At 39.6% G+C, this 23,306-nt stretch carries 21 protein-coding genes; 2 read left to right on the forward strand and 19 right to left on the reverse strand.

What is annotated here, in order from left to right; all coding sequences use genetic code 11:
- Positions 1 to 77 precede the first annotated feature (77 nt).
- From Q1X33_RS13375 to Q1X33_RS13460, 18 genes are all read right to left on the reverse strand, one after another.
- The gene (locus Q1X33_RS13375; RefSeq protein WP_005227492.1) at positions 78 to 1,553 is read right to left on the reverse strand and encodes a helix-turn-helix domain-containing protein; all 1,476 of its coding nucleotides are present in this window, start codon (positions 1,551 to 1,553) and stop codon (positions 78 to 80) included.
- A 242-nt stretch (positions 1,554 to 1,795) separates the two neighbouring features.
- The gene (locus tag Q1X33_RS13380) at positions 1,796 to 4,033 is read right to left on the reverse strand and encodes an excinuclease ABC subunit UvrA (protein WP_270788068.1); all 2,238 of its coding nucleotides are present in this window, start codon (positions 4,031 to 4,033) and stop codon (positions 1,796 to 1,798) included.
- 344 nt (positions 4,034 to 4,377) lie between these two features.
- On the reverse strand, positions 4,378 to 4,959 hold the full coding sequence (locus tag Q1X33_RS13385) for a GNAT family N-acetyltransferase (RefSeq protein ID WP_005227488.1): 582 nt from the start codon (positions 4,957 to 4,959) through the stop codon (positions 4,378 to 4,380).
- Between the two features lie 166 nt (positions 4,960 to 5,125).
- A complete protein-coding gene (locus Q1X33_RS13390) occupies positions 5,126 to 5,602 on the reverse strand; it encodes an SAM-dependent methyltransferase (RefSeq protein ID WP_005227486.1) in 477 nt (158 codons plus the stop codon).
- An 86-nt stretch (positions 5,603 to 5,688) separates the two neighbouring features.
- Complete coding sequence (locus Q1X33_RS13395; RefSeq protein ID WP_367652793.1) at positions 5,689 to 5,961, reverse strand: GyrI-like domain-containing protein; 273 nt, start codon at positions 5,959 to 5,961, stop codon at positions 5,689 to 5,691.
- Complete coding sequence (locus Q1X33_RS13400) at positions 5,946 to 6,146, reverse strand: MerR family DNA-binding transcriptional regulator (protein WP_367652794.1); 201 nt, start codon at positions 6,144 to 6,146, stop codon at positions 5,946 to 5,948. Before Q1X33_RS13400 ends, Q1X33_RS13395 begins: the two co-directional genes overlap by 16 nt.
- A gap of 179 nt (positions 6,147 to 6,325) precedes the next feature.
- Positions 6,326 to 7,225 (reverse strand): haloacid dehalogenase-like hydrolase, encoded by a 900-nt coding sequence (locus Q1X33_RS13405; protein ID WP_301969722.1) that lies wholly within the window; start codon positions 7,223 to 7,225, stop codon positions 6,326 to 6,328.
- Position 7,226: 1 nt separating this feature from the next.
- On the reverse strand, positions 7,227 to 8,507 hold the full coding sequence (gene celB / locus Q1X33_RS13410; protein WP_005227480.1) for a PTS cellobiose transporter subunit IIC: 1,281 nt from the start codon (positions 8,505 to 8,507) through the stop codon (positions 7,227 to 7,229).
- Positions 8,508 to 9,214: 707 nt separating this feature from the next.
- Positions 9,215 to 9,958 (reverse strand): hypothetical protein, encoded by a 744-nt coding sequence (locus tag Q1X33_RS13415; protein ID WP_005227479.1) that lies wholly within the window; start codon positions 9,956 to 9,958, stop codon positions 9,215 to 9,217.
- A gap of 481 nt (positions 9,959 to 10,439) precedes the next feature.
- Positions 10,440 to 10,775 carry a nucleotide pyrophosphohydrolase gene (locus Q1X33_RS13420; protein ID WP_005227477.1) on the reverse strand — a complete coding sequence of 112 codons (336 nt, stop codon included), beginning with the start codon at positions 10,773 to 10,775 and terminating at the stop codon, positions 10,440 to 10,442.
- Positions 10,738 to 12,432: a DUF2075 domain-containing protein gene (locus Q1X33_RS13425; protein WP_005227475.1), complete on the reverse strand. Its 1,695-nt coding sequence runs from the start codon at positions 12,430 to 12,432 to the stop codon at positions 10,738 to 10,740. The genes Q1X33_RS13420 and Q1X33_RS13425 overlap by 38 nt, the downstream gene beginning before the upstream one ends.
- A gap of 197 nt (positions 12,433 to 12,629) precedes the next feature.
- On the reverse strand, positions 12,630 to 13,487 hold the full coding sequence (locus Q1X33_RS13430; protein WP_034870226.1) for a GRP family sugar transporter: 858 nt from the start codon (positions 13,485 to 13,487) through the stop codon (positions 12,630 to 12,632).
- A gap of 61 nt (positions 13,488 to 13,548) precedes the next feature.
- A complete protein-coding gene (locus Q1X33_RS13435) occupies positions 13,549 to 14,007 on the reverse strand; it encodes a PTS glucose transporter subunit IIA (RefSeq protein ID WP_005227471.1) in 459 nt (152 codons plus the stop codon).
- 12 nt (positions 14,008 to 14,019) lie between these two features.
- Complete coding sequence (locus Q1X33_RS13440) at positions 14,020 to 15,345, reverse strand: maltose-6'-phosphate glucosidase (RefSeq protein ID WP_005227470.1); 1,326 nt, start codon at positions 15,343 to 15,345, stop codon at positions 14,020 to 14,022.
- A 16-nt stretch (positions 15,346 to 15,361) separates the two neighbouring features.
- Positions 15,362 to 16,777 carry a PTS transporter subunit EIIC gene (locus tag Q1X33_RS13445; RefSeq protein ID WP_005227467.1) on the reverse strand — a complete coding sequence of 472 codons (1,416 nt, stop codon included), beginning with the start codon at positions 16,775 to 16,777 and terminating at the stop codon, positions 15,362 to 15,364.
- 18 nt (positions 16,778 to 16,795) lie between these two features.
- On the reverse strand, positions 16,796 to 17,560 hold the full coding sequence (locus Q1X33_RS13450; protein ID WP_270788065.1) for a carbohydrate deacetylase: 765 nt from the start codon (positions 17,558 to 17,560) through the stop codon (positions 16,796 to 16,798).
- A 111-nt stretch (positions 17,561 to 17,671) separates the two neighbouring features.
- Positions 17,672 to 18,493, reverse strand: a complete 822-nt coding sequence (locus Q1X33_RS13455; protein ID WP_034868804.1) for a PRD domain-containing protein — start codon at positions 18,491 to 18,493, stop codon at positions 17,672 to 17,674.
- Between the two features lie 609 nt (positions 18,494 to 19,102).
- Entirely contained in the window at positions 19,103 to 19,795 is a 693-nt protein-coding gene (locus Q1X33_RS13460; RefSeq protein WP_005227461.1) for a MurR/RpiR family transcriptional regulator, read from the reverse strand.
- A 38-nt stretch (positions 19,796 to 19,833) separates the two neighbouring features.
- Here Q1X33_RS13460 and Q1X33_RS13465 point away from each other — a divergent pair, with 38 nt between their 5' ends.
- Positions 19,834 to 20,451 (forward strand): hypothetical protein, encoded by a 618-nt coding sequence (locus Q1X33_RS13465; protein WP_005227458.1) that lies wholly within the window; start codon positions 19,834 to 19,836, stop codon positions 20,449 to 20,451.
- 11 nt (positions 20,452 to 20,462) lie between these two features.
- Positions 20,463 to 21,773, forward strand: a complete 1,311-nt coding sequence (locus Q1X33_RS13470; protein WP_005227456.1) for a PTS sugar transporter subunit IIC — start codon at positions 20,463 to 20,465, stop codon at positions 21,771 to 21,773.
- Positions 21,774 to 22,222: 449 nt separating this feature from the next.
- Here the strand turns inward: Q1X33_RS13470 and Q1X33_RS13475 are convergent, their stop codons facing one another.
- A complete protein-coding gene (locus Q1X33_RS13475) occupies positions 22,223 to 23,299 on the reverse strand; it encodes a hypothetical protein (RefSeq protein ID WP_241761016.1) in 1,077 nt (358 codons plus the stop codon).
- Positions 23,300 to 23,306: the final 7 nt, after the last annotated feature.

Genomic DNA, 23,306 nt, shown 5'->3' on the forward strand with positions numbered 1-23,306 from the left:
CATTATTTTCATAAACACCTGAAATAGATGAATAAATAACATACCTATTTAAACGCGTGAACAGCACAGCAATTGGTTTAAAAGAGCGGTTTTTGATAGGGGTTTATTTTCCTTTCGAGGTGTTCCCAATCGCGATCATCCGGGAGAGATTTCAACAATAAGTAATCTGTTTTGACTTTATAATCAACGAGGTAGCGATTGTAATTGGTCACGATCAAATCGATATGGGCAGCATTAAGCGTATGTTTTGTTAAATATTGCAGTTGAACAAACGTCAATTTATGCTTGCTGCCAAATCGCTGGATCGCTCTTGTTTGGATATGCTGGCACACAAAATGATCCCCTTCTAAGAGGAAATAAATGGTTTTTGCTGGTGCATAATAATCGAAAATCAGCTCGCTATAAATCGTTAAACTGACACAGATGTCTTCTAAGTAAGCAGTAGACAAAGAGAGTTTTTTGCTCTGCTCCTTAAGAAATTGTAAGTTCTTTTGGTAACTCTCACTGTTGGAACGCATGATCACCTCTTTGATATCATCCATTTCCTTGTTCAAAACCGGCGCAATCGCATGGTTAATTTTTCTCGATAAAAAGAAAGAACGTAAAAATGTCGCAACCGTTTTGGCTTGTGCTTGGGGCACCTCATGGTTTTTAAGAAACAAGTCCGTCACAGTTGTGATGGCTTCGCCTTGATGAAATTGTTGGTAAAACTTTTCCTCTCGTTCTTCTTGATCCAAGGTTCGCTTGCACAAGGTGACTAAGTAGATCCAAGCGAATTCTTCTTTGGGCAGCTGAACCTGATAGATTTTTTCAATGCCTTCCTTCAGTGCGTAGAGCTTGGAAAAACTGTTCCCTTTATACGCCTGTCTAACCAGTTCTTTCGGCATAGTGATACGATAGCCGAGGCTCGCACGCTTGATGGCAATATAAAATGTGTAGTAAAACGCTGCGGGAGTCGCCCCAGATCCGATTTCATAATAGCCGAACTTGTCCTCCAATTGACCTAAGATCAAGTCATGAAAGGCTTGATCTGGAACCAACGTATAGATCGTTTCCACACCTTCGTAATAAAAATCTTTGAAAAACTTACGCAAGTTGGCTTCACTTCCTTCAATCGTTAAGGGATTAGATGCCCACTGCAAGCCATAGCTTTTTAAAATAGGGTTTCGCTGATTGAGTAGACGCCGAAACGTACTCTCTGAAAAATGATAATGATGTGCCAGCTCATCCACCTTAGATAGTTTGCCATGGAAAATATTCCCGATAATTTCAAATAAGCATTCATTTTTTAACAAGCTTTGCTTTCTTTTTTGATAGTCTGCTGGCTTTTTCTCTTCGAAAACAAACCCGCTATTGCCCGAAACGAGGGCAATACTGTCCCCAAAATATTCTTTCATGTATTTGATATCATTGGCAATCGTTCGTTGCGTCACCTGATTGCGCTCTGCTAAGTCGCCAATCGTGAACACACGGTCTCGCTCAATCGTACTCAGCAGCCGAAACAAGCGCGCAGTCGTACGGTTGCTGATGAAGGCCAATTGCAACTCTCTCATTCATCCCACTCCTTTTTTCAAGAAATTCTTTTCTATACTATTACATAAATAGCACACTATTTGGTAATTATATACTCAAATTTATATATTTTTAATCAAAAAACCTACTAAAAATGAAAAAAATAACGAGGAGAAATTCACTTTTTAGACTTATCATATTCTTTTTTGCTGGAGGAAAAAGAAAAAAAGCCGCAAGCAGCGCTCGATGAAAGAGCTGCTTGCGGCTTTTTTTGGTTTTCAAATTAAAATAAATACTGGGCAGTAATCGAGGACTGGCACTCGATCAGTTTTTCTGGAATCCCTTCGTACAACACTTCGCCACCGCGAATCCCGCCATCAACACCGACATCGATCAGCCAATCCGCTGCTTTCATGACCTCAAGGTTGTGCTCGATCACGATCACCGTGTTGCCTTTTTCCACTAGTCGTTCGATGATCGCCAAAATGCTCTTGATGTCTGCCATGTGCAATCCGGTTGTTGGTTCATCCATAATGTAGATATTGCCTTTTTTGCTTAATTCTTTTGCTAACTTCAGTCGCTGGCATTCACCACCAGACAAAGTATTCAATGGCTGTCCAAGGGTCATGTATCCTAGTCCCACAGCCAAAATCTGTTTTAGTTTTCTTTGAATCGCTTTTTCCTCAAAGAATTCCACCGCTTCTGTGATGCTCATGGCAAGGACTTCATCGATCGACTTGCCTTTCAAGCGATACTGGTAGACTTCTTCTTTAAACCGTTTGCCGCCGCAGGCCTGACACAAAACCTCAACGGAATCCATAAAGGACAGCTCCATCTTGATGGTCCCGTGGCCCTTACACGTTTCACAGGCGCCTTCGGAATTGTAGGAAAAAAGACCTGCTGAGACCTTGTTTTCTTGGGAAAATAACTTCCGAATGTCATTCATGATCCCAGAATAGGTCGCTGGATTGGAGCGGATATTTCCCGCCACCGCTGATTGATCGATCGTAATGGCTTCGGGGTATTCTTTAGCAAAAACCCCATTTACCAAACTGCTTTTTCCAGAACCAGCGACACCGGTCACCACTGTAAATACTCCTAATGGCACCCGCAGTGCTGTATTTTTCAAGTTATGCAGCGTCGATTTTTTCGTTTCGATAACCTGATGACTCTGGCGAGGTGCTTCTTTAAAGTCCACCATCTGTCCAAATGCTTTGCCAGTCAGTGTATCTGAGCGCAGCAATCCTTCAAAGGTTCCTTCGTAGGTAATATAGCCGCCATTTTTTCCAGCTTTAGGACCAACATCGATAATATGGTCAGCTGCTTTAATGACGTCTGGATCATGCTCCACTACGATGACAGTGTTCCCTTTGTCCCGTAGTTTGACTAACAATTCATTCAATCGATGGACATCCCTTGGATGCAGCCCAATACTCGGTTCATCAAAAATGTAGATCACATCGTTCAAGCTAGAAGACAAGTGTTTGACCATTTTTACCCGCTGACTTTCCCCACCAGAAAGGGTCGTTGTTTCACGGTCTAAGGAAACATAATCCAATCCGATATTGATTAGATCAGTGATTCTCGCTTGGATGTTTTGAAGCAGTGGTTGGACACTCTCCTCCGAGATTTCTTGAAGAACCGTCAATAGTTCATCCACTTGCATCGCCAAAAAGTCCGCAATCGAATAGCCCGCGATTTTGCACGCGAGTACTTGTGGATTGAATCGTTTTCCCTGACAGTCAGGACACTTCTGCTCATTCATGAAAGAAGCGATTTTCTTCTGGGTAGCAGCGGATCTTTCATTGCCACCTTTGATATTGGAGCGATTAAAACGAGCGACTAAGCCTTCATAGGTGGAACTCATCCCTTCCATATACAAGGAATCGATTTTTTCTCCTTGGGCGTACAAAAAGCGGTTCATTTCTTCTTCGCTATATTCTTTCAATGGCTTGTCATTGTCAAAAAAGCCCGTATTGGTGAAAGACTTCAGCAGCCAAGAGCCGACTTTATAGCCAGGAAGCAGGATCGCCCCTTCGTTTAAGGACTTTTCAAGATCCAGTGCCTTTTCTAAATCTAAGCCGACGATGCGCCCAATCCCTTCGCAAGTGGGACACATCCCATGAGGATCATTGAAGGAGAAATTCCATGCAGGACCTAAATACGGTTGACCAAGACGAGAAAAAAGCAAGCGGAGCAAGGGATTGATATCCGTGATCGTCCCTAATGTGGAGCGGGAATTGCCGCCTAAACGGCTTTGATCAACTACTACCGCCATCGAAAGATTGTCGATGGCATCCGCATCGGGCTGGCTATATTTTGGCAAAAAGTTGCGGACAAATTTCGAAAAGTTCTCATTCAGCTGTCGCCCAGCTTCTTGTGCGATCGTGTCAAAGACGATCGATGACTTGCCTGAACCAGAGACACCCGTGAAAATCGTGATTTTTCTTTTGGGAATCTTCAAGTCAAAGCCCTTCAAATTGTTCTGCCTGGCGTTGTGGATCGTAATGTATTCCTGCATGCTATACCCTCCCAGATTCTGTTGAATTTTTTCAGTGAGCGACCATTATAGCACAAACATTCTCGCTGTTTCTCGGAATTTTGAAAAAAAACTATGTTTATTTTATGTTTTGTTCTAAATGTTGGAATAGCAATGGTGGGGGCTTATGCGATTTTTTCGATAACTGTTGCATAGAAAGGAATTTAGCGTGCGAACGAAGTTAGAAGACAGAGCGAAGAACGAGTATTTTGAATGACCTTAAATTGCTAAAAGGTAAAAAAACAGTCTATTTCCCCTTGCTTGCAAAGTGAAATGGACTGTTTTCATGAAATAACCTTTAACCGTTTGAAGCCGACTGTTATAGATCAGCTCAATGCAGTTGACGGAAACGTTTTGATCAATGTCACCGTTTCTTCTGCCCCATAATCCCCTTCGGCATATAAATCAAGATACTCTTCCAACAAATAGTCAGCAAGGTCTTGGGAAGATTGCGTAAAACCAGCCTTTTCGTAAGATTTGACTGCAGCAATATTTTTTCTCGATGGTCGCATCATCAATTTTTGAATGCCGAATGTTTCATGTAAATGATCACCGAGGGTGACGATCGCATCGGTGCTAAATCCTTTGCCGCAATGAATTTCCCGATTCAACCAGATATCCAGTTCTGCTATGCCGTCTTTTAGATGAAATGAGGAGTAGCTAATAAAGCCAATCGGTTCACCTGCATGTAGAATCAAAAATCCTCTGCCATTTTGCGGTTGGGCGCCAGTAAAGTAATACTCTTGATAGTCCTCAAAAAACTCTGCTTCAGTGGTGATCGGTGCATTAGGATAAGAAGGTGGTCCAGAATGATATTTTGTGGTTTCAGAGTGAAAACACCATTGATAGACCGCTTCTTTATCTTTGATTTCCGCAGGGATTAAAGTGACTTTGTTGCCTGTTAGCATGTAGCATACTCCTTTCGCTCTTCCTAATGTTTACCCCAATTATAGCGGATGATGTCCCTTAAAAACAAACCACTTTTTTTCTTTACTTGAATCGAACATCGACATTTCTTAACTACTCATTGTTGCGCCAATAATCTTCCGATTGATTCCTCTATTTTTTCATCCTCTAAAAATTAAACTCATTTTCCCAATTAAAATCAGCAGATTCTTCCAAGCTGTTCGGCCAATGATGGCACCATGAAGGAACTCTAGGCGCTTCTACTCGATCTAAACTTGGTGTGTAAGGTTTGATATCTATTAGCGGCGTTTGGTCGTTTGCATCAATATAAGGAATAGAAAGAATTCCTTTCTCAACATCGACTGATAACACTTGAACAACACTTAATGCAATTGGATTTGGTCGAATGGGTGATCTCGTAGCAAATATTCCCATTTTTTCAGGCGCATATTTATAGGGTTGCTCAGCATCCAAAATCATTCGATACTTTGCATCCGCAAAATCACTGAACCACCATACTAATTGAAGATGACTAAATTCTTCAATCCCTGCTAAAGCTGGAATATATTCTTTCTTAAGCTTGAGGAAGCATCCGTCCTCATTGTTTTGAATGATCCCGATCGGTTGTAGTTTATATTCTGTCATTTTCTTTCCTCCATTTTCTCTTTGTGCTCTCAGAATAGTGCCTGACACAGTGTGAGAGTCAAGAAAAAACAGAAAAAATCTGTTACTCAACGTTTTATGAGCGGTATTTGTATTTCAGTCAAATAATTACGTTCTTCCTGCTCATTCCAAGGACCGCGATGCACGATTTGCCTGTCTGGTCCGTCCATTTGGTAATAAGGATGTTCTTGTAGCCACTCAGCCAAGGACAAATAGACGTTGGCTATGTTGGAGAATGCACCGTACACCATCGTGCACGCCATAATTGGCACTGCCTCCGTTTCGTAGATGGAAAATACTTTGGAATCTACCTGCAGGCCTGCTTTCACTTGCACACACAATTCAACATCGACATTTTTTTCTTTAAACTCTTTGTCGTGATAAATCGAAATTGAGCAGCCGAATATAGTCGATAACCAGTAAACGTATCAATCCTATCGGGCTTTAATAGGCCCATCTCATCATAGTAACGTAACATTCTGATACTCACTTGAGAGAGCTTTGAAAATTCACCTATCTTAAACATATGCACCTCCGATAGATTTATTATAAAAACACTTTATCCACACTTCAATGCTACTCACTATAAAAAAACCGAAACAAAGAGTTCACTCTCTGTTCCGGTTTTGCTTCATTATTCAACATTCAACGAAAAATTCTTCTAACACTTCTTGCCTTTCATAGGCATGTGCCCATTTGTTCCACCTACCTATTCACTGAGACGGCCATTCGGTGATAGGTATGGCGCTTGCCTCTGATGGCGATGGATAGTTGCAAGATGTTCTCGGGATCAGCGGTCCCAGAAAAACCAGCATCTCCGATATGATGAAGGTCGCAACCGGCACGTTTGCTAGTCAATGCCAAGACACGGATCGTGCCTGTATCTGCACCTTCTTGTGTAGTGCCAATGGTGCCCATGACCAACTTTCCTTTTTGGTGGATAAAGGCCACTAGATCACTCATGTGTTGTTCACTCAGACCAGGAATCGTGCCCGCAATGGGTACAAGAATAACATCGGCTCCAGCTTGAATGAACGCAGACGCAATTTCTTCATCTAACACGGGTTCATTGACACCAGCTCCGTGCATTTTTCCAGCAATAATGACCCCAGAGAAAATGGCTCTTGCTTGTTTGATTGCCGCTGTGATTTCTTTATTTGAAACGCCAGTGGAAGGATTTCCTGTCAGACAGATAAAATCAAATCCAAGTGCTTCTGCGCGAGCCATGTTTTTCTTTGTTGCCAAACGCCCTGTGGCGATAGTTGTCAACTGTTCCATCTGCTCCGCACAATCGTCGACAGGCTCAAGATTGACCCCAATAGGCCGCCCCGTTAAGCATTGCAAAAAGCGAATGGGGTCATCCGTTGTCGGTAATCCTTTGATAGCGCCGTTTTCGCAATCAAATAGGTTCAGCAAAATCAAATCCGCCCCAAATGCAGCGACGAATTCAGCATTGGTGATTCCTCTAGACATCGGATCGATTTGGACATCATTTTCTGCTACGATCGTCCGCCCCGCACTTCCTCGGATACTTTCTAATAGCTGGTCTTTATCAAATAATTTAAAATCAGCTGCCGTGCAATTCAATAATCGTTTTGTCTTCATTTTACGCCCCACTTTCTGAACCGAGTTCACTGGCTAATGTCCGATTATCCAGCATTTTGAAGAATGGATAATAGATGGCGATAGAAACCGTCAGATTCACCAGTTGTAAGATTGCCCCCGAAATATGTCCGCCTGTGGCTAGATAACCGCCGATGATTGGCGGCATCGACCAGGGCACCAAAACGACGGCAGGTTGGACGATCCCCATGGCAACTGTCGTATAAGAGATGATATAGCAAACGACCGGCGTCAGAATATATGGGAACAAAATCAATGGATTCATGACAACGGGCAACCCAAACATGATGGGTTCATTGACATTGAAAACCGTTGATGGAAATCCGAGTTTCCCCAACTCTTTTAAATACTTGCTTTTACTTCTGACTAAGAGCAAGATCGCCAAGCCCAAAATCACCCCACTACCGCCAATCCAGACAAAGGTATTCATAAAGGTATAATTGATGATATGCGGAATCGTTTCGCCGTTTTGAAAAGCGATTCGATTCTCATCGATCATTTGAATCCATGTCGGCTGCAAGACGCTCAAGACCAAGTCCCAACCGTGGATACCCACTGACCAAAACAATGACGTAAACATGATGGCAAACAGTCCGCCTATAAAGCCTCCGCCAATGATCGACAATGGTTGTCCCACAAGACTGTACAGCAGATCATGAACATTCGTATTGCCGAATGATTCCACTAATAAACGAATCACCCAGAAAAGCGAGAGGCAAAAGAATGAGGGGATCAATGCAATAAGGGAGCGACTGACCGCCGGGGGAACGTTTTCTGGCATGCGAATCACGATATTCTTTTGTACGAATAATCGGAAAATCTCCGCCGTGATTAGACTAGTGATGATTGCTACGATCAGCCCGCGGCTACCAAGATAAGACATTTGAATGCCGCCATCTTCAATCGGAGTGACTAAAAGAAAAACCGAGGCTGCCAATACGCCGGCAGATAAACCGCTGACGCGGTAAGTGGTTGCTAAACTATACGCAATAGCAAAGGAATTGAACAGCGCCATCACACCAAAGGTCACTTGAACGACAAAGTCTAATTTGCTGCGCCATTCCCCGCCAAAAATACTAGTAACAAATAGGTTAAAGCCTTCCCATGGAACGTTAGATAAAATAACAAAAATGGAACCGATAATAATCAAAGGCATCGTGGTGACAAGTCCATCACGGATGGCAACCAGATGCTTTTCACCGCCAATTTTCATTCCCCATGGCAGCATTTTTTCTTCCATAAATTTCTTTAACGAATCCTTCATAAGCTTCCTCCTTAACCTTAAAAGAACGCTGAAAGATTGCTTTCAGGTATCTTTTCGAAGTGTGAATAGAAACCAAGGCTTGCCACCTTCAAGAACCTAGGATTGAAGTGCTGATCGCCAGAACGCTATTTCTATGAACACAGTAAGAACGCATGGCATTGGATTTCTCAACTATGACTGCCTATTTTCCATGCAACTGTCCTCAACTGATCTTCACACCTGTTATTTGCCGCAAACGATCCTGCGCATGAACCGTTTCAAACGACAAAAAAGGCATTGGACAAGATTGTCCAATGCCTTTGGCATAGCAAAATAAGCGTCCAGCATCCCACGGTTTTTGCCCAAAAACCTGCCTAAATCTACTAGAAATCGACAAGGAAATCGGGTACAATAAACACGTTGATGCCTTTGGCGATCAACTATGGCAACTTGATTGGTCATCCTGCTTAGGGGTCTGACTGATCAGGGCCTCGTAAATCTGTTGGCGCAGAGATACGAGGTGCCTATTTTTTTGGTTTCTATTCGCTTACATTTTATAGAATGTTTTTGGGAAAAGCAAGCGAACATTGCAACAAAATTGTAAATAATGGTCAAAAAAATAAAAAAATATTGTGATTTGTTCGATTGAAACAGAAAATAGTAATTACTTTGCGTATTTATAAAAAAAGGAGGACCGAATCATCCATGATTCAGTCCTCCTTTTCGCGTTAGACAAATACAAATAAAATTCCGGAGCAGATCGTGCCTACCAATAGCCCACGAATACTGCCTTCTCCTTCATTGGGTAACTCAAATTTGATGATATTCACCAGCAAAGCGCCGGTGATCAAGGCTTCAATAATGACCACCAAATAGTAGGGCAATGAAACAAAGAGGGAGAACGCAGCTCCCGCGAAAATACTGAAGGAAAGCACAAAGCGGCCATATTTGTTATAGAGGGCACCATGATGGTGATAGAGCAGCCAATCGTTCATGAGAAAGTGCAAACCAAAGGCAATAAAGTAGGTCAAAATGTAAAAACGCTCTGATAGCGTATTGGCAATCACGATATAGCCGATCATAATATTGTAAATCACATGAAAAGCGATATCCGACCAAAAAAAGGCGTTTTTGGCACTGGTGATGTCTTTCTTTTCTAACACCATAAACGTCCGCTCATCGATTTTGTAGATCACGTAACTGAAGACTAAGCCAAACAAAACGATGCCATAGACCCCATGACTATAAAAAATCCCCGAATCCCAGCCAAATTCATCGATCAACACCGTTTGAAAATAAGCCAAATGGGGCAATAGATGAACGATCGCATAGGAGATCCCTACACCAGCGGCAAAGGAGCTCATGTATTGCACGTTTAGTTTTCTGGATGAGATAACATTTGAAGATAGATGGATGAAGATAAACCCTAAAGTGATCATGCAATTCACAAGATTGTTTGTTAGATACGTCATTGTTTTCTCCTTCTTACATTCCGTTTGCGGCATCGTTTAATCGCAATTTTCAATAACAAAGTTTTTTTAATTAGTTATTTTTGGTTATTTTCATGAAATATTCTTGTTTACTATACAGTAAGTGGGCTCGGGGGGCAATAGGTTTTTTAGGTTTTTGGGGAGAAATCTTTTTGATAGAAAATGACCTTCATTGTTGCCGATTTTTTCCCGATGACCCTGCCTTCATTTTCGGATAGGATACTCTTGTTTTTGCTCGAGCAAACAGTGGGTCTAACTTCATTTTTATAAAAAATTGCGCTTATTTGAAGTTAACTTCAAATTTCCGAAAAATTGTAACCAATTTGAAGTTATCTTCAACTTTCTCAATTATGACAGATTTTTGACGTTCGTAACCAATCACTGATGAATTCAGAAAGCCGTTGTTGCTCCTATTCCATCAAAAAAAGAAGCAAGAACTTGCAGCGTCCTTGCTTCTTTTTTGTTACAATTCATTATACTTCTTTTTCGAATCTTTACTTTCTTTCACCGGATACTTCATGTTGTTTTTTTCCAGCTTTTCTTTGATGATCTCATCAATATCAAGACCCAAATTGTCTGCCAGCATATAGGAATAAATCAGAACATCGGCAATTTCTTCTTTTAGATGTTCGAAATCTTGAGTGGCTTCTTCAGGTGTTTTCCATTGAAAAATCTCCAACAATTCGGCGGCTTCGATGGAGATAGAAATAGCTAGATCTTTTTCATTATGGAATTGTCGCCAATTGCGATCATCTCGGAATTTATTGATCCGTTCCATTGAAGAGGGGTGGTTTTGCATGGTAGGACTGGCTCCTTTCGTTTTGTAGGGTTAAGAGTTTTTGGCGCAGATTGGGATTGATTGCATAGATGTAAAGCCCTTTGATTGCTCGTTTCATTAATACATTCAATGAATTAAGGATGATCGTTTCTTTGGCTTTCTTCGTCAATTCTTGGTTCATATCGTCACGTCCCGTAAACGCCCCTTTGTCCTCATATTTATCGATATCGATGACAAGCCGGTCGGTCTCTGGATCGTAATCAACAGAAGGGCCAATGACGACTCCTACATTGTTTAAATCAAACCCTTGAACGGTGTAGATTGATCCGACTTCACTGATCGTATCTGGTCGCTCCGCCCATGTTCGCTTCGTGTCGGTCGTATTCCATGGCAGGTTGATCCCACCAGGATCTACAAGATAAGAAGCTCCGTCTTTTTTATGAACATAATCGAATGTTGAGATGATCCGTGACAGACCTTCCTTTTTATCGAGAGAAAAGATTTTATTCTTCAACGCATCATGGGTTTCCATAATCTGAAGCTCAAAAGATGCTGTTGATTCTGGAATCGGTGTTACACGTTTTTCTACGATATCATCGATCCATTGAATAATTTGTGGACTACTTTTCATTCTTAATTGATCTTTTAGCTGAAAGCGAGAAGCATTGTACCTTTTCTGAAACTGATCCAATTTGTCCTGATCCCAATAACTTTTGATTTTCAATACTTGCTTCGGATCAAAGATACAAATCGTGATTTTTGCTCGCTTGATAATCTCTTCTAGTTGGTTTTCATAGTGAAAACTGTTATAGCTGTCTTTCTTCGTTAAAAGCAAATGGGCCTCATCCACAATAACGATGTCTGGGTGCAACTTCTGATTATCTGTTTTATTAATAAAGGAAGTTGGCTTTAACATATGATTCTTTTTTAAATTTGGCAAACTTTCTGCCATTGTATGATAGGTTTTTAACATTTCTGAATGGTTGACCAACAAATAGTTATCGGTGCCTTTTAATACAGGCTCTGACTTTGTATAGTCTTGAAGGGTGTTATAGAGAGATGCCAAAAGGACGCTCTTTCCCGTTCCAGCTTCTCCTTCGATCATCAAGACTTTTTGTGTCTCATCCTGCTGAATCGCTTGTTTACAGTACTCAATGATTTCAAGTTTTATATCTAACTGTTCTGGCGTCAGTTCTTTAAAAGGGGATAATTTATATACATCTTTGTTGCGAATCGTATCGATTGAGTGCTTCGCCAATTGACGCCTTTGCAATTCTTCCCATAACTCTTGGAAGACCACTTCATCATAATACTCTTTTTCATAATACTGATGCATCTGCACCTGTCTTGTTTGACTGACATTTTGTAACTGAAACTGCTCATCCCCAATGAAGTGATTGATCAAATTGGTTTCGATATTGTAGGTCGCTGATTGATTGAATTTTTCATGTCCAATCAGCAAGACTTCTTTAATTTCTCTGCGCTTAGAGTTATTCAAGTGCTGCTTCAATCGTTTGTTCACTTGAACCGTTTGACCAATGTACGCAACAGGCCTTTTCTTTTCATTTCGGTTGTAGAGTATGTAAACGACTGGGTACTGATCGATATAAGCCGTCGTTATGCTAGATAGCTCACCTTTCTTGAAATGATGATCTTCTATGATTAGTTGGTTGGTCATCAATTATTTCTCCGTTGTTCGCTTGATTTTTATTTATACATAATGATGTATTGAGAATGCTTTCACATAAAATACATGTTTACAATACAAAGGAATCGAATACTATTGATTCTAGTATAGCATTGTGATCTTTGTTCTTAAAGCATTTGACGGATGAAGAGCACTGAAAAATCTTGTTCGCCAATCCTTTTTCAAAATCACTTGATGGAACCAATCAGCAATATTCCTCCAATTATGCAAGCTCCCCCCAAACTCAATAAAAGAAATTCTTTACGCTTTTTCTTCTGCTTGAAAACCAACAATCCGCCATACATGGAAATCAAAACAGCAAATTGTGAAAAAGTGAAACTCTTCGCTACCCCTAGTATTGGAATCATTAAAAATAGACTAATGTTCGCCATACTCCATGCAATGCCCGTACTAATATTTTTTCTGATTTGCTGCCAATCAATTTCTCTTTGTTTAGAAAAAGCAAAAACAGCTGATGCACTCCACATACCTATTGCTTGCGGAAATAATATACCTGAGCCGCTTACTTGAAATGCCTGCGGCAAAACTACATATACGGTTAAAGCCGCAGAGGAAAGCAACAAAAAAGCAACTGCTTTTCGGTTTGTCCGCTTTTGATTCTCTAATGTCTGTTTTTCTTTCCATGACGTCAGCCATATACCAAGTACAATCAGCAATATTCCTCCACTGCCAATCAGCCACATGGAAACATTTGTCCACTCTTGGAAAAAGAAGGCGGCAACAAAGGTTGTCCCTATTAGTTGAGTACCATTAGAAATAGGCATCGCTTCTGATACCGGTAAAAATTGAAACGAGTAAAATTGGAAGTATTGTCCAATCGCCCAAAAACATCCAGAAATAAATGCGATCATGACGGAAATATTTGTAAATTCTGGTTTTATAAAAAAAGTAAATAACAAGCTGACTGACACAGCAGCAGTTGTCGTTCCAACTAACTGATTAATTGGTTTGGCTCGAGTCAGCTTCGCAATAAGCGGCATGACACCCCAGCCTATCGCTGGTAAAAAATAAAAGAATATCATCATTTCTCCTATAATATACGCTTAAGAAAAGACTGAGCGAAAAACTCAGCCTTTTCTTGCGTTTTTAAAATTGATAGCAATCGTCTTGTATCGATACTTGTTGATTTGTTTTCAGCAGTTTTCCTTTCGAAAGATCAGGTGAAACAACGATGATAGTTGCATCTTTTTTTGCTTCAACCAGTTGTTGCAAATCCATCTCAGCTAATAAAGTACCACAATCCACTTTCTGACCGGTGGTGACGTGAATAGAAAAAGGTGCCCCTTTTAGTTCAACCGTATCAATCCCCATATGGATCAAAACTTTCTCTCCTGATTTACTGCCAATTGTTATTGCATGATACGTTGGAAAAATATTTTCGATCATTCCTTCAACGGGAGAATGGACATGACCGTCATGACCGATGATTGCATAGCCCTCCCCCATCATTTTCGAGGAAAACACCTGGTCTTTTACAGCTGCCAAAGGAATAATTTGGCCTTTTGCCACAGCTCTCAACACTTTTTTTTCTTTAAAAAAGAGCACGTTCTATCACCTCTACTTTAATTCAGGCCAATATTCTTTATTTGCCTCAATCATTTCATCTAAGATTTTTTTAGCCACTCGCGCATTCGGAACAGTCTGATTCAATGTGAATGCCTGCAATGCTTTTTGATAAGACCCTTCAAAGTAAGCATCAACAAGGAGCTTTTCAGCAGCCACTTGCGCCTCCATTAATCCCTTGTGAAAATCACAAATCGGTTCTCTCAGTGCAATCGGCTCCACTCCCGTTGCTCCCACGTAAGCAGGCACCTCAACTACGGCATCCGAACGCAGATTAGGAATCGCTCCTTGATTGGGCACGATCAGCATAAATCGGCGCCGTTCATCATTTAATAAAGATGTCGCCATATCCACAATGTATTGCCCATGCTCACCAAAGTTAAAATTTAAGACATCTTCTTTCTCTCCGCGTCGGATTTTATCTGCCATTTCTTTGGTATTTTTCTCACGGCCATCCATCACCATATTTGCTCTCGTATATTTTTTGTCTGTGTGCTCTACAACCATATCTGGATACAAATAATACTCTAAGTAATTGTTAGGGATATTGTTTGGAAAATTTCTCGTGATGACTGACATCATTTGAAACGCTTCTTGCCAAGTTTTATCTCCTGCATTAAAGTCAGCAACTTGCATTTCTTGTGTTGTCAGCTTTTCAATAATTTCCGGCATGATTTCTCGTTTTAGCTCTTTATCATAGATAGAGGTATACCAACCAAAATGATTTAACCCATAATATGTCGGTATCCAATTTTCACGGTTGTAGCCATAGTTGACGGCAATCGTTTCTTCGATCGAGATGGTCATGTCGCATGCATTGATCATTTTCGCATTTGGGTATGTTCTGCGAACCGCTTCAGAGACGATTGATTCTGGATTTGTATAATTCAAGATCCATGCTTCAGGTGCATAGTCTTGCACATAACCGACGATCTCTAGCAATCCTTTCATTGAACGCATGCCGTACGCAAAACCGCCTAATCCACAAGTTTCTTGTCCAACTAGCCCATGATTCAAGGGGATTTTTTCGTCTTTTTCTCTCATTTTCATTCCGCCAACACGAATCTGTGAGAATACAAAGTCACAGCCAGTAAACGCATGCTTAGAATCTTCTGTTGAAATGATCTGAACATCTGAAAAGCCCTCTTTTTTCAGCATAAACTGAATAATCAAGTACATATCTGCATTTCGTTCTGCATCAATATCATACAAACGGATTTCAGCTAACGGTAAACGTTGTGCATTATTTAAAATAGCCTGAACAATTCCTGGTGTATAAGTACTTCCGCCTCCAGCGATGGTAATGATTTGTTTTTTCATCCTATTTTCTTCCTTTCTATTGTTCCAATAATTTATCAAATTCAGCCATTACATATGTCACTTCTAACCCAATGATCACTTGATAGTTTTTTTCAGTTGGCTTGATAATCCCGCTCACGCCTAATTGCTTGATTCTTTGTTCCTCTACCACTGAAGAATCAGCAACTTCAACACGCAAGCGTGTGTTGCAGCTGTATGCATCCAAAATATTGGTTTTTCCGCCAAACGCTTGGAGCATTTTTTTTGCCATGTATTCATAATTTTTGCTCGCCAATCCCAACTCTGTTTCCTCTGGGGATATTTCTTCCCCAAATTTTGTCGCAGTTTCTCGACCCAATGTCTGGATATTTCTCGCTTTAATCAAATAATAAAAGGTAAAGTAATACAAGGCGAAAAAGACGAGCCCGATTGGAAGGATCAGAATAGCATTTGTCGCGATTCGGAAATTGATAAGATAATCTACAATACATGCTCCGAAAGTGAAACCAATTCGTATATTAAACAAATAACAGACGATCCCTGCTAGCCCAGCGAAAAAGGCATGGATCACATACAGCATGGGGGAGAGAAACATAAAGCTGAACTCAACAGGCTCTGTAATATTGGCAATAAACGAGGTGGCAGCACCGCTTCCCATGATTCCTTTAACCATCTCTTTGTTTTCTTTATACGCTGCTTTGTAAATCGCTAAGCAGATAGCTGGTATTCCAAACATCATCACCACAAAAAAACCTGATAAAAACAATCCTGCCTGCGGATCGCCATTAATAAAGCGTGTCATTTCTCCTCGGAAAACTTCCCCGCTAGGCGAAGTATAGCTTCCTAAATCGTAATATACATAGGTGTTCAAAACGTGATGCAAGCCAAAGGGAATCAACAATCGATTTAAAAACATAAAAATCCCAACACCGAGTGCCCCCATGTCAACCAGCATTTTGGCAAAATTGTCGATACCCATCTGTATGATCGGCCAAACCAAACCGAAAACAACCGCTGAGATCGTCTGTAAAATCATGACCATCGTCAAAGGAAATTTTTCACCCGCAAAATAAGAGAAAACCATCGGTAATTTTTGTTCCTTAAAACGGTTATAAGTCCAAGCGGCAATCAGTCCGGAAATGATGCCCCCAAAAATCCCCATACTTACTGCTGGATTCATAATCTCCAACCCTTTTTTCAAGGTAGCTATTGCTAAGAAACCAGTAAGTGCTGGTATTCCTTTGTCTTTGGTTTTAGCAAAACCAATTGCGACCCCAATCGCAAACAAGATATCCAAATTGCCGAAAACTGCATTGCCGGCCGCTCCCAAAACGGGAATATTCAACATGTCGTCAGCTGATAGCCGCATGATCAATCCTGCTAGAGGCATTGCTGCAACTGGCAACAACATTGCCCGCCCCAACTTTTGTACATTTGCTTTAAAATTCGTCATTATTACATTCCTCCTATATTAAATTGTTTTATACGTAGTTAATTCAATCAACGGATCTTTCTTTACTTTCTGGGCAAACGGCGAATGAATCAAAAATTCAACCTGCTTCATGCGAGGATAAATGAAGCTCGATCCCTCTAATAACTCCTGATCCAAATAAGCGGTGTGGCACATGACTTCGATCGTTTGGTCTTTTTGAAGCTTCTTATACAAATCCTTCAAATAGTCTTCAATAGACATACTGATTTGTCTTTTCTTCACCTCTTTTTCTCCCACGTCGTCAAAATACGGCTCAAAATAATCGACATGCCGTACTTCTTCACTTCTCTCAAAGTTTCCTCTGACGGGTAAATCATATTTTTGGGCTAAAGCAATCACTACTTCCTGATTACTGCCAAAAGAATGCGTATGGTGATGACTGTCTAAGTGCGTAGGCAAGATCCCCGCTCGATATACTTTTTGAATCTGAGCATTCCATTCTTGATAGAGCTGATCTTGGTCAATAGCAAATGGTTGCTGATAAAACTTCAACGGTCTAAATCGCCCACCTTCTGTTAGACTATCAACGTTTTCCAAAAGTGGTTTTCCGCATGTTAGGGTCAAATGAACCCCTACTCCTAGACCCGGCACCTCCTTTTTTAGTTTCACTGCATGTTCAAAACCAGGCATGTTTGCCATCAATGTTGTCGAGGTGAGGATCCCTCGCTGGTAGGCATCTAAAATGCCATAATTAACACCATAGCTGTAACCAAAATCATCCGAATTAAAAATTACTTTTCCCATTTCATTCTTCCTTTCTTTTTCCGCTAAAAAAGCGCAACCAAATGAGCATAGCTTGTTTGCTATGTTTCATTCGGTTGCGCCTACCAACTAGTTACGCCCGGATTCACTTATTTAATAGATTCGTGCTAAATGAATGGCTAAATAAATAACTTCATTCTCTTGAACCGCCAGCTGAAACTGATTTTCTATGATCTCCTTGATTTTTAAAGCTGCTTGGTATGCTTTGCTGCTCTTAAAAGTTTTCGTAAAAAAGCCAAAATTTTCTTCTGGAGAGGCTTCGTTATAAATCAAACGCTTGACCAAGAACTTGATATGGATCATCAAGCGATGATACATCAGTGATTCTTTATCAAAGTTTTCCAAATAAGATTTTTCTAAATAGCTCAAGATCGTTGTCGTCATTTCTAATATTTTCAAACTGTTCAAGCTATTGAGCTCACCTAATTCCGCATTTATAATGTGCATCGTGATAAATCCGACCTCATTTGCACCCAATTCCGTTTGGTACTGGCGATTGATCCGTTCAACTACCTCGACAGCTGTATCATATTCGGTTGGATAAAGAAGTTTCATTTCTGGCAGCATAATGGCAGTTACATGACTGTCTTCTCTTTTTCTTTGAACGGCAAAATACATATGATCTGTCAATGTAATATAGATATTGGAATCTAATGGAGAGCTGATCCTAGTGGAAATCAGTTGAATCATTTCTTCAGTAAACTCAATAAATTCTATCGGGATTTGTGCAGCGATCTCACTAAATCGCTTTGTTTTTTCTTTTGAATCCAATGTGAAAATTTTATCTGCAAACACTGGATCAAATGGCTGATTGACTACCGCTGAAAACCCAAGACCTTTCCCCATTGCTATTTTTTCTACTCCTTCATCATCAATCAAAACGGCATTATGATTCAGTTTTTTTACCACAAACATTGATTGGCCCCCTTTCCGCATAGTTCTTCAAAATTAGAAGAACTATTTTTCTGAAACTATCGAGTTGTTTTCAAACAATAAAAAACGACCAAAGAAAGAACCCTTTCTTCGGTCGTGCCTAATTTAATAGTAGCACCCTATCACTTATGGACACAGTTTAGCATACTACGAAACCGGTATCAAGGGTGAATTTATTTTTTTGAATAATTATTGAGAGTGACAAGAATTGCTCAATCAATTATATTGATTCTCTTTTATTCAAAAAAGAGAAAACAATCGCTCTTTTATAAATATTTTAATGAACAGTTAGAACAAAAAATGTATAGAAATATTTTTATTTCACTTACATAGCACTTAGGGTTCCTTTTTTAACATAAAAATCTCTTATTTTATTTCAAACTACTTCACCAATCTTATAATTAAAATACGAATAATGATTAAAACTAGCGAGAACAATAAAATGAAGCTTTGCTGATTTAAAAGTTGAGAGTATGATTTTTAAACAAGTTTTTAAATTTCAAAACATGTTTTTAATATCGAGAGAACACTTACATTCGTTTTGAAACCATTTATACTAATGAATGAAGAAACAGTGGCCACATCTTTCTTCTAGCTAAAAATAGCTAATAATGCTTCACTCAGTAAGATTTCAAATTGATTTAATGTTGTTCCAAAAAAAAGATTGGGTTGATAATCTGATATTCTTTTTGGTGTATATGTTTCTGTACTGATTGTTAACGTCGCCAAGTTGCCTATCTTTGAATTCTTTTCACCAACAAAAGCAATCAAATCAATATGATGGTCGTTCGCAACTTTAGCTAATTCAGCTAAACGAACCGTATCCCCTGAATTTGAGATAATAAAAAGCAGGATATCGCTTTGAACATTTTCTCTCAAGAATTCAAGATGACTATTGGCAGTCGCACGAAAACCATGTAGATTAAGAGCTTCAGAAAAATAATTTGCTATATTTTGAGAAAATCCTGATCCAAGGATCATCATTCGTCTATCTCGGTAATCAGACATCAGACGAATAAATGTCTCTTTTTCTTTGTCTGAAAAGATTTTAGGCAAGGTCATACTGTGCCGTTGATTGCCTAACGAAAAGACTAATTCACTATATCCTGTAAAGCCAATTTTTTTAGCCATTTGTATAATTGTAGCAGTAGAAACATAAGAAACTTTGGCAACATCTCGAATACCTAAGTTTTTTAATGACTGACGATTTTTCCACATAAATCTTAAGACGTCAGCTTCTGAATTGTTCAACTGATATTTGTCAATAAGCATTTCAATATCCATAAGATCCACCTCAAATTTTTAGTTAGGAGTATTATATCATGACAGAAAGTAAATTCATTCAAGATCCATGGGCAAAGATGACCACACGTAACGGGCTGCGAGGAGATGAAGTTATTTCTGCACTACAGAAATCGATTCGCCGTGGAAAGGAAAAAGATGCTTGCGAGTTTGCATATGAAATGTACATTACCTCGCCACAATTTGAAGAAAAATTATGGCGACGCTTATTGGCAATTAGTGTAGAAGATGTAGGAATGGGTAATCCTTTAGCTGCCATCATGATTAATAATTTGAACATGATGCGTAGAGAATTCCAGTATAATGAATCAGACCGTGCAATGTATTTCTTCCATGCAATACGTTACTTATGTGATTCTGAAAAGGATCGTTCATCCGATTTACTCAAAAATATCGTTATAAAGAGCTTCGCTATGGGCTATATTCCAGAAATACCAGATATTGCTTTGGATAAACACACCACTCGTGGGCAAGAAATGGGGCGAGGGTCCGAACATTTTTTATATGAAGCAAGTAAAGTAATTCCTCAAGCCGATATTGATAATAATTACAAAGAACAATATGAAAAAATAATTGAGAAATATGATCCAGAACGTGTCGTGCCAAGTGCTTTTGCTTTCAACCCTTGGCAAGTATAGGAGGAAATAGTATGGAAAATTCTGCACTTGTCATAAAGCTTAATGAAATACTGAGTCCATTAGCAGCTAAAATTGGAAATCAACGTCATTTGAAAGCTATATCCAGTGGGATGATGTTCAGTCTGCCTTTTATTGTTATCGGTTCTTTTTTTCTGATTTTTGCCAATCCACCTATAAATATTGACCGTTACAACCCAGAAACAGCAAATTACTTCATGCAATTCATGGCCGGTTGGAAATATTTTGCAGTAGCAAATTATGATGTAATTACTGCGCCTTATAATTTGACGATGGGTATCATCGGTTTGATCAGTGTTTTTGGTATTGCCTTCTCACTTGCTCATGAATATAAATTCAATGCATCCATGAACGGAATGATAGCAGTAGTCATTTTTCTAACGGTTTGCACTCCTGTGAAAGATGGAATGATTTCACTAGATTTTTTAGGTACGAATGGCCTTTTCGTTGCAATTATCATCGGTTTGCTTGTTGTAGAGGTGAATCGCACTTTTGAAATAAAAAATATCAAGCTGAAACTTCCAGATACTGTCCCACCAATGGTCGCAACCTTCATCAATATGTTGGTGCCACTACTTACTAACATCATTATTTTTTATGGAGCCAATCTAATTGTCTTATCGACAACAAATACAATTTTCCCAGAAGCAATAATGCAATTACTAACGCCTGCAACAAACATTGCTGGCAGTTTAGGAGGTTTTTTATTTATTGTAACTTTAGGGAATATCTTGTGGATGTTTGGTATTAACGGCTCATCAATTATCTTCCCAATCGTCTTCACGTTAGGAATCGCCCAAACTGGCTTAAATGCTGAACAAATGACAAATAATGAGACGATGACCCACTTGATAAATCTTCAAATGTTCCGTGTTTCCGTTCTTGGCGGAGCTGGTGGAACCTTGGGATTAGTGTTACTAATGATGCGAAGTAGAGTTCCAGAATATCGTACGATAGGAAAATTATCATTAATCCCTGGAATCTGCTCCATCAATGAACCAGTCATCTTTGGATTGCCGATCGTCTTCAATCCTATTTTAGCAATTCCATTTTTATGTACACCTATTGTCTCTTTATTATTAACTTATTTCGCTCAGCAATTTGGATGGATTGGATTAGGATTTATAATTGATCCCTCATTCACACCTTTCTTTGCGCAAGCCTATCTTTCTAGTATGGATTGGCGTAATATTCTTTTCTGCTTCGTACTTATCTTGGTCAGCATTTTTATTTACTATCCATTCTTTAAAATAATGGAAAATAATAGAATAAAAATAATAGATGATAAACTAGAAAGTCTATAAGGAATAACTGAAATTATACTGAATTTTTAGTACTAATTGATAGGAATCCAGCTAAGTGTCTCTCAGCGTTTATAAACTTAGGACCGATAGAAATGACTCTATAATTCATGGGACAGATGAATCAGAATTGATTCTTCAGTCCCATTTTCATTCTAGTATAAAAAGCATATCGTTCATTAGTATGATTATATCACAATAAAATAAATCACTTAGAGGACGATATGCTATATGAATAACTCATTATTTCAATCTAATTTAGTATATACACTTTTTTTCTATTCTTTTGGGATAGTCGTCGTCTGCGGGAAAAGATCTTTTTCTGACAAGGCACGTCTAGTAGGAGAACGTTCTGAAAAACAAGGAATCGTTGCTTGTTGTCAGGATTCCTGCATAGTGTTCGAACTAGTAGCAACCTGTTTTCCCTGTCCAACACTCGCTACCCCCTCGTTCTAATAAAACACGACCGGTAATCTTTTTATCTCATGAAGCAATTCTTTGGTTTGCTGATTGTTTTTTGCCGTCATTGCATTCAAATTTGCCAGCTGATTGTCTGCTTCCATTAGTCGGTCATTGAGCATCAAAAAGCCTTTTTTCATCAGTTCTGAGTTTTCTTGATGGCGCTCCTCTTCTCTTAGAATCTGAAAGGCATGCTCCCAGCTGCTTGCTCGCTGATTTTCCAGAATCTGGTAGATATAGCTTAAGCGTTTTAAAGTATCCAAATCATCTGTTTGCATGGAAGGAGGAAGAACTGGTCTTAATTGATCGTGGGTAGACAATGACTGCGTGATCGGTACCAAGGTCAATTCCTCTAGTTGATCCAGCGCATGATTTCGACATTCATCAATCTCTTGCCGTTTTTCCGCTAAACCAAATTCTTCCTCTAAGTTTCTTCCTGCCACCCGCTTTTGATCCGCTTCGGCTGCCTCTTCACTCAATTTTACTATTTTCTGCTCAAGGCGCTTTACTTTGGCACCTTCACGCACTTTTATAAAAAGAAAGATTGCAATCACAAGGACAATAAAAGCAACAGCGTAGTTGGACTCCCACCAATTGAAAATCAGCCGAACGAGATCCATGCGAAACCATGCCCCTGCTGTTTCAGGACTTCTATCAAATAGCGCCACTCTTTCACCAAAGCGCCTCATTTCAAAGTCTACCCAGATTTTTATGAGGTAATTGAGTGCGATGAAGATGACGCCAGTGATCCCCATTACTAGCAGTAATAGCCGTTTGACTGGATATGGCTCCTGTTGCTCTATCTTTTCCATTAGCGCAGTGATTTGGGGCCAGACTTCTCGTTGTGATTTATTTAGCTCTAAAGATGCATATTTTTTGTAGTTCTCCTCAGTTGCCCGAAGAGTACTCTCCGCCTCTGCTAGAATCGCTTGTTTTTTTCTTTCTTTTGCCTTAACGACTTCCTTGTAATTTAGGGCATTGCTTAAATACATCGACAAATAATTCACTAGCTCTTTACGATCCATCGTACCAACATCTTTGTTTAAAAATGAAACGCCAAATTCTTCCATCATAGCT

Source organism: Enterococcus sp. B2E4 (assembly GCF_030499455.1).
Taxonomy (GTDB): Bacteria; Bacillota; Bacilli; order Lactobacillales; family Enterococcaceae; genus Enterococcus_D; species Enterococcus_D casseliflavus.